This is a genomic window from Microbacterium sp. NPDC089321 (assembly GCF_040684935.1).
Lineage (GTDB): Bacteria > Actinomycetota > Actinomycetes > Actinomycetales > Microbacteriaceae > Microbacterium.
This window is the reverse complement of the sequence record NZ_JBFBGX010000003.1, coordinates 112604-127812: the sequence shown is the minus strand read 5'-3', so window position 1 is coordinate 127812 and position 15209 is coordinate 112604. Positions and strand designations below refer to the sequence as shown.

Below are 15209 nucleotides of genomic sequence, written 5' to 3'. Positions count from 1 at the left end.
ATTCATCCGCGCGGAGCGCACATCTCCGCGCGAACCGCACGAAGACGATCGGGTCAGGTGCGGGTGGCGGTGAGGGAGGCGTGCGGACGAGCGCTGGGCTCGCCGGGAGTGCGCGCGCGGCGCTCGGCGACCGTGACGGTGAAGCCCGCCTGCGCGAGCAGCGGCTGCAGGGCATCCGGGGTCCAGTAGTACGCCGTCGTGACGGCGTGGTCGAACGACTCGCGCGCCGGTCCGTCGAAGAAGCCGATCAGGATGCTGCCGCCGGGCGCCGTCACCCGGGCGAACTCGGAGAGGACCGCGGGAAGCGCCTCGGGAGGCGTGTGGATCAGCGAGTACCAGGCGAGGATGCCGCCGAGCGACGCGTCTGCCAGCGGGAGTGCGGCGAACGAGCCGTGGTGGAACTCGAGGTCCGGATGCCGCAGGCGGGCCCGCGCGACGAACTCCTCCGACAGGTCGACGCCGAGCACGGCGCGGCCGCCGTCGTGGAGGAACCGCGTCCACAGACCCGGCCCGCATCCCGCATCCAGCAGCCGCCCCTGCGTCGCATCGCGCCACGCGGCGATGAGCGCACGGTCACGGGCATCCGTCTGCGCGATGTCGCCGATCAGCGCGGCGTACTCCTCCGCTCGTGCGTCGTACGCGGCGGAGATCATCTCATCGGTCACGCGCCGACCGTACCGGTTGCCGTCGAGTGCACCACATGCCGGCGTCGGCAGGCGGTGCGCCCGACGCGATGCGGTGCGCTCAGCACACTGCGCCTCATGCCCGCTTCGCGGCGAGGGCTGCCTGGTACAGGTCGCGCGACGACAGGCCTGTGGCGGCGGCGACCTCGGCGCAGGCGTCTTTGAGCCGGGTGCCGGATGCCACGAGCGCCTGCACCTGCGCCAGCGCGTCGTCCGCCGAGACCGAGACAGGGGCCGCGCCGTCGACGACCACGACGATCTCGCCCTTGACGCCCTGCTCGGCCCAGGCGACGAGGTCCGACGCGGTGCCGCGGCGCACCTCTTCGTACAGCTTGGTGAGCTCCCGGCAGACCGCGATGCGCCGGTCCGCGCCGAACGCCGCTCCCATGTCGGCGAGCGAAGACGCGAGCCGCGAAGGGGACTCGAAGAACACCATCGTGCGCGGCTCGCTCGCCAGCGCGCCCAGCATCAAGCGGCGCTCCCCCGGCTTCCGCGGAAGGAAACCCTCGAACGTGAAGCGATCGGTGGGCAGCCCCGAGATCGCGAGGGCCATGAGCACCGCGCTCGGCCCGGGGATCGCCGTGACGGTCACGCCGCGCTCGACCGCGGCGGCGACGACCCCGTAGCCGGGGTCGCTCACCGCGGGCATCCCCGCATCGCTGACGACCACCACATCCTGCTGCTCGGCGAGCTGCGCCAGCTCGGCGGCCTTGTGCTTCTCGTTGTGGTCGTGCAGCGCGATCAGCCGAGGACGGTTCTCGATCTTCAGCGCCTGCAGCAGCCGCTGGGTCGTGCGGGTGTCTTCTGCGGCGACGACCTCGGCGTTCTCGAGCACCTCGATCAGACGGCGGGAGGCGTCGCCGAGATTGCCGATCGGGGTCGCCGCGAGGATGATCACCCGACCAGCTTAGGCGGGCGCCGTCGGCCGATCCGAAGGTGATTGCCTAGGCTGATCAGGTGACCCTGCCCGCACCGTCGACGCCGTCTCGCCCCGCGACGCGCGGAGAGCGCGTCGCGGCCTGGGGCCGTGCGGATGCCGCGCGTGCCCGAGCTCTCGGCTGGCTCGCCCCTCTGCTCGTCACCCTTCTCGCCGCCGTGCTGCGTCTGACGAACCTCGGCCACCCGCACGAGATCATGTTCGACGAGACGTACTACGTGAAAGACGCCTGGTCGCTGTGGAACCTCGGCTACGAGGGCAAGTGGGGCGACGGCGCCGACGCCGCGCTGCCGAAGGGCGACGACTCCGCGATGCAGACCGCCGGCTCGTACGTCGTGCATCCGCCGCTCGGCAAGTGGATCATCGCGATCGGCATGGCCCTGCTGGGTCCCGGTTCGAGCGTCGGCTGGCGGCTGACGACGGCCGTGCTCGGCTCGCTGACCGTGCTCGTGCTGTATCTGGTCGCCCTGCACCTGACCCGCTCCCGTGTGTTCGCCACCATCGCGGGCGGCCTGCTCGCCGTCGACGGGCTCGGCATCGTGCTGAGCCGAATCGCGCTGCTCGACGGCGCCCTCACCTTCTTCATCCTGGTCGGCTTCCTGTTCGTGCTGCTGGATCGCAACCGGTCGCTGCCGCTGCTCGACGCGCGGATCGTCGCCCAGCGCAGGGCGGATGCCGATGATGCACCCGAGCGGCTGATCGGGCCCGTGCTGTGGTCGAGGCCGTGGCTGATCGCCGCGGGCGTCGCACTGGGAGCCGCGTCGGCCGTGAAGTGGTCGGGTCTGTACGCACTCGCCGTGTTCGGCCTCTACGCCGTGGTCAGCGACGCCCTGGCCCGTCGCCGCGCGAACGTTCCGCTGTGGCCGACCGACGCCGTGCTGCGACAGGGTCCGGTGTCGTTCCTGCTGATGGTGGGCCCTGCGATGCTGACGTACCTGGTCTCGTGGAGCGGGTGGCTCGTGACGTCGGGCGGCTACGACCGCGGCGCCGATGCCAACCCCCTGGTGGCGCTCTGGAAGTATCACGCGTCGATGTACGGCTTCCACATCGGGCTCGCGACGCCGCACGCCTATGCCAGCCCGGCGTGGCAGTGGCCTCTGCTGCTGCGCCCGACCGCGATCTGGGTCGGCTCGGAGCCGGCCGACTGCGGCACCGATCACTGCATCGCGGTGATCTCGTCGGTGCCGAATCCGCTCATCTGGTACGGCGGCGTCATCGCGGCCGTCTACCTGCTGTACCGCTTCGTGCGAGGTCTGATCGACCGTGCGCCGGCGGGCCCGCTGCACACGGCCGCTCTGGTGGGCCTGCTGGCCACCTATGTGCCGTGGCTGCTCGTGCCGAACCGCACGATCTTCCAGTTCTACACGGTCGTGATGCTGCCCTTCGTCGTCCTCGCGCTCGCCGTCGCGCTGCGCGATCTCGCCGGACGGCGGACCGATCCGCTGCACCGCCGGAAGGCCGGTCAGCACATCGTGGCGGTGTATCTGGTGGTGGTCGTGCTCGTCTCGGCGTTCTTCTACCCCGTGTGGACGGGCATGAGTGTGCCCTACCCGTTCTGGCTCATCCACAACTGGCTTCCCGGCTGGATCTGACCATGCCCTCACCGCACGGGTTCGAGCACCGCGTCCGAGGCGACGAGGTCGTGATCCTGCATCACGGCATCCGGGCGGCCACCCTGCGCGGCGCGCGAGCGGCCGACTTCCTCAGCCGCGTCGAGACGGACGATCCGCAGCTGCTGATGGCCCGTCTCACCGGCGACTACCGCCGGGGCAACGAGCGGGCCGCTCGGCGGCATCCGCGCAACGCCGGCTGAGCCGGGCCGAGCCGAGCTCGGTCAGGCCACCGTCTCAGGGGCTGTGTGGCCCGCGCGGTGCGCCTCGTCGAACGTGGGCCGCTTGCCCATCAGCCTGCCGATCAGCAGCACCACGCCGACGACCACCAGGCCGACGAGCATGCCGGCGACGGCGGACATCGCGGTGTTGCCGAGCCAGACGACGAAGCCGCCCAGCGAGGCGAGCAGCTCGTCGACGCCGTGCAGCAGGTCGGCGGGGGCATGCCACCCGACCTCCCCGAGGTTCACGACCACCAGGTGACCGCCCACCCACAGCATCGCGACCGTGCCGACGACGCTGATCACGCGGAACACGGCCGGCATCGACCGCACGATGCGGGTGCCCGTGTGCCGCACATTGCGCGCAGGGTTCTTCGCCATGCGCAGTCCGATGTCGTCGAGCTTGACGAGCAGGGCGACCGCCCCGTACACGACTCCCGTCATCAGCAGGGCGATCACGGCCAGCACGCCCAGGGTCTGCCAGATGCCCAGACCGGGATCGAGGCTCGCGAGCGAGATGAGCATGATCTCGGTCGACAGGATCAGGTCGGTGCGGATCGCACCCCACACCAGCCGCTTCTCATCGCGCGCCCCCTCGTCGTCGTGCCCGTGACCGAAGCCGAACCACTCGAGCACCTTCTCGGCGCCCTCGAAGCACAGGTACGTGCCTCCGATGATCAGCAGATAGGGCAGCACCCACGGCGCGAAGGCGGTCAGCAGCATCGCGATGGGGATGATGATGAGGAACTTGTTCGCGATCGACCCGAGGGCGATCTTGCCCACGACCGGCAGCTCGCGCGCGGGCGTCAGCCCCTGCACGTACTGCGGCGTGACGGCGGCGTCGTCTATGACGACGCCCGCAGCCTTCGCGGACGCCTTCATCGCGGCGCTCAGGATGTCGTCGACGACCGCCAGCAGACCAACCGACATTCGGGCTCCTCCCCCGCACGCTCGGTGAGCGCGCTCCGGCCTGCAAGACTACTGTGCTCGCGCGGCCGCCAGGAGAATCGCCGCGGACGGGCGGCCCCGCGGGTCGCCTAGCCGGCCGACGTGTCGTCGGTCTGCTTGATCACGCCCTGGCGCGAGCGCCCCCTCGTCAGCCGGGAGAGGCCGAGCAGAGCCGCCGTGAGCGCCAGCGTGAGCAGCAGCTGGGTGCGCGCCGCCGGATCGATCATCGCGAGCGAGATGATCAGCGCGAGCAGCACGAGCGCAGCCCACGACAGCCACGGGAAGCCCCACATGCGCATCGGCAGCGCCTCGCCGTCGCGGTCGGCGCGGCGGCGCAGGATGATCTGCGAGACCGCGGTCGCGGTCCAGATGATGAGCACGGTCGATCCGACGATGTTCAGCAGCAGCCCCATGACGGTCTCGGGGAAGGCCCAGTTGAGCACGACGGTGACGAAGCCGAAGGCGACCGACGCGAGCACGGCGACGTAGGGCACGCCGGCGGCGCTCGTGCGGGTGGATGCCAGCGGCGCCAGCCCCCGCTCGCCGAGCGAGTAGGCCATGCGCGAGGCGCCGTAGATGTTCGCGTTCATGGCCGACAGCAGCGCCATCACGACGATGAGCGACATCACGAGGTCGACGCCGGGCACGCGCAGGGTGGACAGCACGGCCGAGAACGGACCGTCGAGCACCTCGGGCGAGTTCCACGGCAGCACGGCGACGATCACGAAGATCGAGCCCAGGTAGAACACGAGGATGCGCACCATGACCTCGCGCACGATGCGCTTGATGTTGCGCGCCGGGTCGTCGGACTCGGCGGCGGCGATCGCGACGACCTCGGTGCCGCCGAAGGCGAAGACGACGACCAGCAGCGCGGCGGCGATTCCGGCGATGCCGCGCGGTGCGAAGCCGCCGTGGTCGACGAGGTTGCCGATGCCCGTCGCGGCGACGCCGGGGATGAAGCCGAGGATCGCGCACGCGCCCACCACGAGGAACGCGATGATGGCGAACACCTTGATCGCCGCGAACCAGAACTCGAAGCGGCCGTAGTTGCGCACGCCGAACAGATTCACCGCGGTCAGTGCGGCGACGAAGATGAGCACCCACAGCCAGGCCGGCATGCCGGGAACCCAGCCCTCGATGATGCCCGCGGCGCCCGTCGCCTCGGCGGCGATCACCACCACGAGCTGGATCCAGTAGAGCCACCCGACGGCGCTGCCGGCGCTGCGGCCCATGGCGCGCTGCGCGAACGAGCTGAAGGCGCCGGAGCTGGGGCGAGCGGCGACCATCTCGGCCAGCATCGCCATGATGAGGATGACGACGGTGCCGGCGATGAGGTACGACACGAGCACGGCGGGTCCTGCGATGCCGATCGCCTGACCCGACCCGACGAAGAGACCGGCGCCGATGGCGCCGCCGAGGCCCATCATCGAGATCTGCCGGCGGGTGAGCCCGGGATGCAGGCCCTTCGTGGTCGTCGTGGTCAGTGGCACCTCGGCCATGGCGGACCTCCTCGTCCGGTCGCGGGAAGCGCGGCGTGCGCGTCGCTCCGAAGCGCAACACTAGAACGGCGCGCCGCCTCGATGCAAAATGCCGCCAGATCAGCGCGCACCGTGCGCGCTGCGGCACGGCGTGCGCGTCCTCCAATGATCAGAATGCGCACCCGCGGTCGCTATCGAGCAGACGCCAGATCTTCGGGCCGCGCGGTGGGAAGCCGGCATACGAAGTCGCGGCAGTCGTAGGCGACACCGTCGGTCGCGTTCTTGCCCTCGAAGAGCGCGAACCCGGCATCCGCGAACGCACGAGCCTGAGCCGGCGTCACCACGGCGACCACATCGGCGTCGACCGCGTGAGCGGCATCTGCGAGTGCCCCGCCGCGAGAGGTGACGGCGACGACCTGACGGGAGGGCCCGGCGAGCGCCGCCGAGACGCGCAGCAGGGTGCCGTACGCCAGCGGATGCTGCAGGGCGCGCCCGACGAGCGGCGCGCACAGCGCGACGGCCCGCTCGCGGTGCTCGTCGCCCGCGCCGAGAAGCCATGCGCTGAGATGAGCGGATGCGCGCGCCGCGGGCCCCGAAGGCAGATCTCCGTCGCTGTCGTCACCGGCAGCCGCGAGCCCCTGCGCGGAGAGCACGGGGTCGGCGGCGAGCGGCTCGTCGAGCACCGCGAGCGCCCTCGTCGCCCAGTTCGCGTCGCCGGTGGCGAGCGCCAGCGAGAACAGCCCGTCGGCGAGCAGCCCGATGTCGGCCGCGGTGGCGACGGCGGACGCCGCGACGCCGTCGAGCGAGGAGCGCACGATCGCCCCCGCCGACGAGCGGTTGACCCGCAGCACGTGCTCGGCCGCCGCGGCCGCCGCGTCCACCCACTCCCGCTCCCCCAGCCGCGCCCCGGCGCGGGCCAGCGCGCCGATCGCGAGGCCGTTCCAGCCCGTGAGCACCTTGCCGTCGACGGCGGGCGGGGCGAGGGATGCCCTCGTCGCGGTGTCCGCGCGGTAGTAGCCGCCCTCGCTGCGCCGGCCGTCGATCCACGACTCCGAGTCCTGCGCTGCCGCGAACCCGCCCTGGTCGCGGCGCAGCACGCCGAGCAGGAACCCCGCGATGCCGCGCACGACGTCGTCACGCCCGGCGGCGAGCGCGACGTCGATCAGCTGGGCGTTGTCGATCAGCATCCGCTCGTAGTGCGGCACCGTCCAGTCGCCCTGCGTCGCATAGCGGAAGAAGCCGCCGTCGACCTGGTCGCGCAGTTCCGACGCGGCCATCGCGTCGAGGGCTCGGCGAGCGGCATCCGCGCCGTCCGCGACCGGATGCTGGAGGAACCGCAGCGTCGTCGCCATCGGGAACTTGGGCGCCCCGCCGAAGCCGCCGTGCACGCGATCCTCGCGCTGCAGGATCGTCGCGGCCGCAGCCTGCAGCGCGGGCGCATCGGGCATGCCGCCGGCGTCACCGGCCGCCGCGTGCCGCAGGGCGTCGGCCACAGCATCCGCCGACTCGTTCACCTCGCCGCGGCGATCGGTCCACGCCTCGCTGACCGCCGTCAGCACGTCGCGGAACGACGGCATCCCGCCGCGGGCCTGCGGCGGGAAGTACGTGCCGGCGTAGAAGGCGCGCCCGGCGGGCGTGGTGAAGACGGTCAGCGGCCAGCCGAGGCTGCGGGTGAAGGCGGACGCGGCGGCCATGAAGGCGGCATCGACGTCGGGATGCTCTTCGCGGTCGATCTTGACCGCGACGAAGTCCGCGTTGATCTGCGCGGCGGTCGCCTCGTCGGCGAACGACTCGCGCGCCATCACGTGGCACCAGTGGCAGGTCGAGTAGCCGATCGAGATGAGCAGCGGGACATCGCGGCGCCGCGCCTCGGCGAACGCCTCGTCGCCCCACGGATGCCAGTCGACGGGGTTGTCGGCGTGTGCGCGAAGGTAGGGGCTGAGCGTGTCGGCGAGCCGGTTCGTCATTCCCCCACGCTACGCCGAGACCCCCTGCCCAGGGGCCGTGAGGCGGGGGCAGGGGGTCTCGGGATGCGCGTCAGTTCAGGTCGTTCGGGTGCGTGCCGACCCGGCCCGAGCCGTCGAGCGGGTCGAGGCCGTCGATCGCCGCCATCTGCTGCTCGTCGAGCTCGAAGCCGAACACGTCGAGGTTCTCGCGCATGCGCTCGGCGCGCACCGACTTCGGGAAGACGATGAATCCCTTCTGCAGGTGCCAGCGCAGCACGACCTGGGCAGGGGTGCGGCCGGTGGCGGCAGCGGCATCCGCGATCGGCTGGGTGCCGAACAGGTCGTACTTGCCCTGCCCGAGCGGGCCCCACGACTCGATGCGCACGCCGTGCGCGGCGGCCCAGTCGGTGATGTCGCGCTGCTGGTAGGCGGGGTGGAGCTCGATCTGGTTGACCGCAGGGGTGACGCCCGTCTCGGCGACGATGCGCTCGAGGTGCGGCACGAGGTGGTTCGAGACGCCGATCGAGCGGGTCAGGCCGCGCTCGCGAATGCCGATCATCTTCTCCCACGCGTGGACGTAGTTGTCGTTCGCGGGCGTCGGCCAGTGCACGAGATAGAGATCGACGGCGTCGAGACCGAGCTTCTCGAGGCTCTCGTCGATCGCCCGGTCGGGCTCGTCGCCGTCGTGGCGGTCGTTCCACAGCTTGGTGGTGATGAAGAGCTCGTCGCGCGGGATGCCGCTCTTGGCGATCGCGGCGCCCACCCCCTCTTCGTTGCGGTAGATCGCCGCGGTGTCGATGTGGCGGTAGCCGGCCTCGAGAGCCTCGCTCACCGCGCGCTCCGCTTCATCGGCGGGCACGAGGAAGACGCCGTAGCCGAGCTGGGGGATCGTGTTTCCGTCGTTGAGTTCGAGAGTGGGGATCGTCATGCATCCACCCTAGGTCGGTCCGGTGCTGCGGGCGCGGGGGCGGCACCCGCCGACATGGCCGCGGCCGCGCGGGCGACGAGCCTCTCGAGCGGCCCCTGGCCGACGATGATCGCCCAGCCGGTCGTCGCCACCAGCAGCGACAGGGAGAACCAGCCCCAGGCGTGCTCGCCGTCGGGCAGCCCTGCGGGGCCGGCGATGGCGACGATCGCCACGATATGGGCGGAGTACGCCGTCAGGGGCATCGAGCCGAGCGCCGCGAACGGCAGCAGCACCCAGCGCAGCGGGCGGCTGAGAAGCAGGCACGCCCCGATCACCGCGACGGCGAAGCCACCCGACCCGAGGATCTCGGCCGTGCCGCCGGAGTGCGGGCCCGACGAGACGAGCGCGCTCACGACCGCCTCCCCGGGCAGCTGCTCGGCGAGAGCCTGCGGGTATGAGGACCAGCCGCCTCCGCCGTCGTACCCCTCGTCGATCTCGGAGCTCGACGGCGAGCCGGATGGCGGAGCGTCGAGCTCGCTCTGCGACGGCTGGGGGTAGCAGGAGAACTCCCCGTCGCCCCAGGAGTCGCAGACCGCGTCGCCGAAGTCCACCTCCGAGGCGGGGATCGGTGCGGGCATCTCCTCGGAGCCGCTGCCGTCGACGATGCTCGAGCCCTCGTCGCCGTCGGCCGGCTGCAGAGCGCCGCCCAGCGCACCGAGACCGTATCCCCCGACGGCGAAGACGATGCCGGCCACCAGCAGGGCTCCGGCTGTGCGCGCCGTATCCACCCGCAGGCGCCCGATCGCCATCCCCACCAGCACGAGCGCCATCCAGACGGTGATCGGGTAGGTGCCGAACAGCACCATGTCGGTGCCGGGTCCCGTCGCGCCCAGCGACAGCACGCGTGCGAGGGCGAGCAGAGGCGGTCCGGCGACCGCGAGGACGCCCGCCGCCAGCAGCAGGTGCCGCACACGCCATCTGAGCATCGGGATCGCCGCGACGTAGACGAGCCCGTACACGGTGAGGATGACGGCCACGGGCGTGCCGAGCAGCTCGAGGGCGATGCCGATGACGAACACTGCCGCCCCGCGGCCGATCAGGTTCAGCCGCAGGCGGGGCAGGTCGTCGCGACGAGGGATGCGGGTGCGTCCCGTCATCAGCGAGATCGAGATGCCGGCCAGCACGGCGAACAGAATGGAGGAGCGCCCGTGCACGAGGGCGTTCCAGGTGTCCGGTTCGAAGACGCGCACCTCTTCTGCCGTGGTCGCGACGTGCGCGCCCACCATGCCGAGGACGGCGAGCGCACGCGCGACGTCCAGTCCCATGATGCGCGGAGCACGGCCGAAGCCCTGCCACCACCGTGCGAGAGCCGAGAGGGCGGACAGGCGGGCGAAGGGCGACTCCGGCTGGGAGACGGGCGGCGCAGCGGTCACTCACTGATCGTAGCGACCGGTCGCGACCCGGGTCGGCGGCGATACGATGGAGGGCTATGTCTTCGCCCGTCATCACCTACCCTCCCGAGCTGCCGGTCAGCGCGGCGCGCGACGAGATCGCCGCGGCGATCCGCGACAGCCAGGTCGTGATCGTCGCGGGTGCGACCGGGTCGGGCAAGACGACCCAGCTGCCGAAGATCTGTCTCGAGCTCGGACGCGAGCGCATCGCCCACACCCAGCCGCGGCGCCTGGCGGCCCGCACGATCGCCGAGCGCGTGGCAGAGGAGCTGCACGTCGAGCTCGGCGACCTGGTCGGCTACAAGGTGCGCTTCACCGACCAGGTGTCGGATGCCACGCGCATCGCCCTGATGACCGACGGCATCCTGCTGAACGAGATCCATCGCGATCGGCTGCTGCGCCGCTACGACACGATCATCATCGACGAGGCGCACGAGCGCTCGCTCAACGTCGACTTCCTGCTGGGCTATCTGCGGCGGATCCTGCCCGAACGGCCCGACCTCAAGGTCATCATCACCTCCGCGACGATCGATCCCGAGAGCTTCGCGGCGCACTTCGCCGACGCCGACGGCGAGCCCGCGCCGATCATCGAGGTCTCCGGCCGCACCTACCCGGTCGAGGTCAGGTACCGGCCGCTGGTCGACGACGTCACAACTCCGGAAGAACCACGCGAATCGGGAGCGGGACGACCCGAGCGGCGCGGTTCGTCGACGAATCTCCGGAGTTCTGACGGCAGCACCCCCGAGCCGGAGGACGAGGTCGCGGCGATCGTGTCGGCGCTGCGCGAGCTCGACCGCGAGGCGCCGGGCGACGTGCTCGTGTTCCTGCCCGGCGAGGCCGAGATCCGCGATGCGGCGGATGCCGTGCGCAGCGCGTACCGCTCGTCGACATCGCCCGTCGAGGTGCTGCCCCTGTACGGCCGCCTCTCGGCCGCCGAGCAGCACCGGGTCTTCGAGCCGTCGAAGGTCGCCGGTGTGCGTCGCCGGGTGGTGCTGGCCACCAACGTCGCCGAGACGAGCCTCACCGTGCCGGGCATCAAGTACGTGGTCGACACCGGCACCGCCCGCATCTCGCGGTACAGCGCCCGCTCGAAAGTGCAGCGGCTGCCCATCGAGGCCGTGTCGCAGGCATCCGCGAATCAGCGCTCCGGCCGCGCGGGCCGAACCAGCGACGGCATCGCGATCCGCCTGTACGGCGAGGACGACTTCGAGAAGCGGCCGGAGTTCACCGAGCCCGAGATCCTGCGCACCTCGCTCGCGTCGGTCGTGCTGCAGATGCTGTCGCTGGGCTTCGGCGACATCGCCGCGTTCCCCTTCCTCACCCCGCCCGACTCCCGCGGCGTGAAGGCCGCTCTCGACCTGCTCACCGAGATCGGCGCCGTCGATCTCACGCGCTCTCCATCGGGCTCGGGATCCGGGCAGCCCCGTCTCACGAGGATCGGCCGTGACATCTCCCGGATGCCGATGGATCCCCGTTTCGCGCGGATGCTGATCGAGGCCACGCGCTCGGGCGGTCAGGTGCTCGCCGACGTGATGGCGATCGTCGCCGGGCTGTCGATCCAGGACGTTCGCGAGCGCCCCAGCGCCGATGCCCCGCAGTCGGTGCGCGACGAGGCCGACCGCATGCACGCGCGCTTCGTCGATCCGACCAGCGACTTCCTCACCCTGCTGAACCTGTGGAACCACCTGCGCGAGCAGCAGAAGGAGCTCGGCTCGAGCGCCTTCCGCCGCATGTGCCGCAGCGAGCACCTGAACTACGTGCGCGTGCGCGAGTGGTTCGACGTGCACCGTCAGCTGCGCACGCTCGTGAAGGCCCCGAAGGGCACGGCACGGGGCGAGGGTGCGACCGACCCGGATGCCATCCACCGGGCGATCCTGGCCGGGCTGCTCTCGCAGATCGGCATCCTCGACGAGCGCACCGCCTCGCCGAGCGCCAACAAGGCCAAGGGCGAGAAGCGCCGCATCGCCGAGTACCGCGGCGCCCGCGGCATCCGGTTCTCGATCTTCCCGGGCTCGGGCCTGCGCAAGAAGTCGCCGCAGGCGGTGATGGCCGCTGAGATCGTCGAGACCTCGCGCACCTTCGCGCGCACCGTCGCGGCGATCGATCCGGCGTGGGCCGAGGCTCTCGCCGGCGATCTCGCCAAGCGACAGGTCACCGAGCCGCACTGGTCGAAGGACGCAGGTGCCGCGGTCGCCTACGAGAAGGTGACGCTGTTCGGGGTCGAGATCATCCCGAAGCGACGAGTGCAGTTCGCGCGGATCGATCGCGCAGGTGCGCGCGAGCTGTTCCTGCGTCACGCGCTCGTCGAGGGCGAATGGGATCCGTCGCGGATCGACAAGCGTGTCAGCGCGTTCTGGCGGGCGAACGCCGAGCTGCGCCGCCGGCTCGAGAAGCTCGAGGAGCGCGAGCGCCGCCGCGACATCCTGGCGGGCGACGAGACGGTCTTCGCGTTCTACGACGAGCGCATCCCGCGCGAGGTGTTCGACGTGCGCTCCTTCGAGAAGTGGTGGCGCGACGCGCTGCAGAAGACGCCCAAGCTGCTCGTGATGCGCGAGAGCGACCTCGTCGACGACGACAGCCGCTCGGATCAGAGCGAGTTCCCCACCCGGTGGCAGCAGGACGACCAGGTGCTCGGCCTCGCGTACCGCTTCGAGCCCGGTGCCGAAGACGACGGCGTCAGCGTCGTGATGCCGCTCGCGCTGCTGCAGCAGATCCGCGACGCCGGCTTCGACTGGCAGGTGCCGGGGCTCCGCGCCGAGCTGATCACCGCGCTGCTGCGCGCCCTGCCCAAGGCGATCCGCCGCCATGTCGTGCCTGCCGCCGACTGGGCGGAGAAGTTCGGCGAGCAGCTCGCCGCCGAGGGTCCGGAGCACCACTCCGGCGTGCCTGCGCGCACGCTCAAAGAGGCGCTGGCGAAGCTCATCCAGCCGCTCGCCAACCAGCCTGTCTCGGCCACCGACTTCGACGACGCACGGGTGCCCGGTCACCTGCTGGTGAACTTCCGAGCCGTCGACGAACGGGGCCGCATCGCCGGGTCCGGCCGCGATCTGCAGGCCCTGCAGCAGCGCCTGTCTGATCGGTCGCGGCAGAGCGTGACCCGCTCGCTGAACCGGCCGGATCAGGGCCGCACCGCCGGCCCCCGACGTGAGGCCGAGCGCGTCGCAGCGGCGTCGACCCGTGGTCCGATCGAGCGCGACGACCTGACCGACTGGACCTTCGGCGACCTGCCCGAGGTGCTCGACACCCGTGTCGCCGGTGGCACCGTGCGCGGGTACCCGGCGATCGTCGACCGGGGGAAGTCGGTCTCGGTTCGGGTCGAGGCGACGGCGGATGCCGCGGCCGCGGCCACTCGTGCGGGCGTCCTGCGCCTCGTGCTGCTGAACATCCCCTCCCCCGCCTCGTATGTGCAGAACCACCTGACCGCCCCTGAGAAGCTCGCGCTCGCCGCATCGCCGTATGAGAACGTCGCCGCGCTCATCGAGGACGCGCGCACGGCCGTGGTGCGCTCGCTCATCGACGCACGTGTGCCGGGCGGGGTGATCCGTGCCGAGGCGGAGTTCCGCCGGGTGCGCGACGAGGTGAACGCCGAGCTCGTCGACAGGCTCTTCGCCTGCGTGTCGCTCGTCGCGAAGATCCTCACGAAGAGCCGTGACGTCGAGCGCGGCATCAAGTCGCAGAACTCGCTCGCTCTGCTCGGTCCGCTGAACGACATCCGCTCGCAGCTGAGCGCGCTGATCCGTCCCGGTTTCATCTCGGCGACCGGCGTCGAGCGGCTCGCTCACCTGCCCCGCTACCTCGACGGCATGCTGGAGCGGCTGAAGACCCTCGCGAACGAACCGGGCAGGGACCGCACGCGGATGACGGAGTACGAGCGGGTCGCGAAGGCGTTCGCCGACGTCGGCGGAACCGTGCCGCTCGGCCCGGATGCTCCGGCCGACCTCGTCGAGGTGCGCTGGCTGCTCGAGGAGTACCGCGTCAGCGTCTTCGCCCAGCGGCTCGGCACGGCGCAGCCGGTCTCGCCGCAGCGCATCGTGAAGGCCCTCGCGTCCCGCGCCTGATGCGTCGAGGTAGCGTGGGGCGCATGGCTCACGCAATCGTCTACACCGAGATCGGCACGCCTGACGTCCTGCACCTCACCGAGATCCCCGAGCCCGTCGCGGGCCCCGGCGAGGTGGTCGTGCGCATCGAGGCGGCCGGAGTGAATCCGCTGGATGCCAAGCTGCGCCGCGGCGCCCGACCCTCGCCCCCCATCGTCGAGCCGCGCCGCGTCGGCTTCGACGGAGCGGGTGTCGTCGCGGGCCTCGGCGAGGGCGTCTCGGGCTTCGCGATCGGCGACCGCGTCGTCGTCGACAACGTGCTCGGCACCTACGCGAGCGCCCTCGCTGTTCCCGTCTCGAAGCTCTTCCGCCTCTCCGACGGCGTGACGATGGCCGAGGGCGCCGCGCTCGGCATACCGGTCGGAACCGCCTACCAGTGCCTGCGCTCGCTCGAGGTGGCGAAGGGCGACACCCTCCTTGTGCACGCGGGGTCGGGAGCCGTCGGCCAGGCCGCCGTGCAGTACGCCGCGCTGTGGGGTGCGAGAGTCATCGCCACCGGCAGCCCGGGGCGATTCGACCAGCTGCGCGCGCTCGGCGCCGAGCCCGTCGCGTACGGAGAGGGACTGACCGAGCGCGTGCGCGAGGTCGCCCCCGACGGCGTCACTGTGGCCCTCGACTGCGCGGGCACCGATGAGGCGATCCGCACCTCGCTCGACCTCGTCGACGACCGCGATCGCATCGCGACGATCGTCCGGGGCCCTGACGCGGCCGACTTCGGCATCCGCGCGTTCTCGGGCGGCAGCCCCGTCCCTCTCACGGAAGAGGAGCAGGCGTGGCGGCAGGAGGCGATCCCGCTGACGATCAACCTCATCGAAGCCGGCGACTTCCAGGTCGAGCTCGGCCCCGAGCTGCCTCTGGCCGAGGCGGCCAGAGCGCACGAGCTGATCGAGCGGCATGCCGCCGAGGGCAAGATCATCCTCGTCCCCTGAGC

Annotated in this window: 11 protein-coding genes; 4 read left to right on the top strand and 7 right to left on the bottom strand. The window is 71.5% G+C overall.

Going from position 1 to position 15209, the window contains the following annotated elements; all coding sequences use genetic code 11:
• Window positions 1-53: 53 nt before the first annotated feature.
• Together AB0N59_RS14105 and rsmI are read right to left on the bottom strand one after the other, a co-directional pair.
• On the bottom strand, window positions 54-665 hold the full coding sequence (locus tag AB0N59_RS14105; protein WP_363484593.1) for a class I SAM-dependent methyltransferase: 612 nt from the start codon (window positions 663-665) through the stop codon (window positions 54-56).
• Window positions 666-759: 94 nt separating this feature from the next.
• Window positions 760-1581 carry a 16S rRNA (cytidine(1402)-2'-O)-methyltransferase gene (rsmI, locus tag AB0N59_RS14100; protein ID WP_363484590.1) on the bottom strand — a complete coding sequence of 274 codons (822 nt, stop codon included), beginning with the start codon at window positions 1579-1581 and terminating at the stop codon, window positions 760-762.
• A gap of 59 nt (window positions 1582-1640) precedes the next feature.
• Between rsmI and AB0N59_RS14095 the strand changes: the two genes are divergently transcribed.
• Both AB0N59_RS14095 and AB0N59_RS14090 read left to right on the top strand, forming a co-directional pair.
• Complete coding sequence (locus AB0N59_RS14095) at window positions 1641-3212, top strand: phospholipid carrier-dependent glycosyltransferase (protein WP_363484587.1); 1572 nt, start codon at window positions 1641-1643, stop codon at window positions 3210-3212.
• 2 nt (window positions 3213-3214) lie between these two features.
• Window positions 3215-3433 carry a hypothetical protein gene (locus AB0N59_RS14090; RefSeq protein ID WP_204974184.1) on the top strand — a complete coding sequence of 73 codons (219 nt, stop codon included), beginning with the start codon at window positions 3215-3217 and terminating at the stop codon, window positions 3431-3433.
• A gap of 21 nt (window positions 3434-3454) precedes the next feature.
• Here the strand turns inward: AB0N59_RS14090 and AB0N59_RS14085 are convergent, their stop codons facing one another.
• The 5 genes from AB0N59_RS14085 to AB0N59_RS14065 form a co-directional block, all read right to left on the bottom strand.
• Window positions 3455-4381 carry a DUF808 domain-containing protein gene (locus AB0N59_RS14085; RefSeq protein WP_363484582.1) on the bottom strand — a complete coding sequence of 309 codons (927 nt, stop codon included), beginning with the start codon at window positions 4379-4381 and terminating at the stop codon, window positions 3455-3457.
• Window positions 4382-4488: 107 nt separating this feature from the next.
• Complete coding sequence (locus tag AB0N59_RS14080) at window positions 4489-5898, bottom strand: amino acid permease (protein ID WP_363484579.1); 1410 nt, start codon at window positions 5896-5898, stop codon at window positions 4489-4491.
• 170 nt (window positions 5899-6068) lie between these two features.
• Window positions 6069-7844 (bottom strand): DUF255 domain-containing protein, encoded by a 1776-nt coding sequence (locus AB0N59_RS14075; protein WP_363484576.1) that lies wholly within the window; start codon window positions 7842-7844, stop codon window positions 6069-6071.
• 70 nt (window positions 7845-7914) lie between these two features.
• Window positions 7915-8751, bottom strand: a complete 837-nt coding sequence (locus AB0N59_RS14070; RefSeq protein ID WP_363484573.1) for an aldo/keto reductase — start codon at window positions 8749-8751, stop codon at window positions 7915-7917.
• Window positions 8748-10163 (bottom strand): heparan-alpha-glucosaminide N-acetyltransferase domain-containing protein, encoded by a 1416-nt coding sequence (locus AB0N59_RS14065; protein ID WP_363484571.1) that lies wholly within the window; start codon window positions 10161-10163, stop codon window positions 8748-8750. The genes AB0N59_RS14070 and AB0N59_RS14065 overlap by 4 nt, the downstream gene beginning before the upstream one ends.
• A 56-nt stretch (window positions 10164-10219) precedes the next feature.
• On the opposite strand from AB0N59_RS14065, the gene hrpA reads away from it, so the two are divergent.
• Both hrpA and AB0N59_RS14055 read left to right on the top strand, forming a co-directional pair.
• Window positions 10220-14239, top strand: a complete 4020-nt coding sequence (hrpA, locus tag AB0N59_RS14060; RefSeq protein WP_363484568.1) for an ATP-dependent RNA helicase HrpA — start codon at window positions 10220-10222, stop codon at window positions 14237-14239.
• Window positions 14240-14262: 23 nt separating this feature from the next.
• Window positions 14263-15207: an NADP-dependent oxidoreductase gene (locus tag AB0N59_RS14055; RefSeq protein WP_363484565.1), complete on the top strand. Its 945-nt coding sequence runs from the start codon at window positions 14263-14265 to the stop codon at window positions 15205-15207.
• The last annotated feature ends 2 nt before the right edge of the window (window positions 15208-15209 follow it).